This window comes from Actinomadura rubrisoli, assembly GCF_004349215.1.
Lineage (GTDB): Bacteria > Actinomycetota > Actinomycetes > Streptosporangiales > Streptosporangiaceae > Spirillospora > Spirillospora rubrisoli.
This window is the reverse complement of record NZ_SMKU01000797.1, coordinates 1-418: the sequence shown is the minus strand read 5'-3', so window position 1 is coordinate 418 and position 418 is coordinate 1. Positions and strand designations below refer to the sequence as shown.

Below are 418 nucleotides of genomic sequence, written 5' to 3'. Positions count from 1 at the left end.
GAGTGTACCGGCGGCCCGTACCCTAAACCGACTCAGGTGGTCAGGTAGAGAATACCAAGGCGATCGGGTGAACTGTGGTTAAGGAACTCGGCAAATTGCCCCCGTAACTTTGGGAGAAGGGGGGCCTTGCCCGGTGATGGGATTTACTCCTTGAGCTGGGTGGGGTCGCAGAGGCCAGGGGGAAGCGACTGTTTACTAAAAACACAGGTCCGTGCTAAGTCGTAAGACGCTGTATACGGACTGACGCCTGCCCGGTGCCGGAACGTTAAGAGGACCGGTTAGACCTCTTCGGGGGTCGAGGCTGAGAATCTAAGCGCCGGTAAACGGCGGTGGTAACTATAACCATCCTAAGGTAGCGAAATTCCTTGTCGGGTAAGTTCCGACCTGCACGAATGGCGTAACGACTTCCCCGCTGTCT

The 418-nt window shown here is 56.5% G+C and carries 1 rRNA gene; it reads left to right on the top strand.

Annotation, left to right across the window (positions count from 1 at the left end):
- A 23S ribosomal RNA gene (locus tag E1298_RS47545) occupies window positions 1-418 on the top strand; the annotation flags it as partial.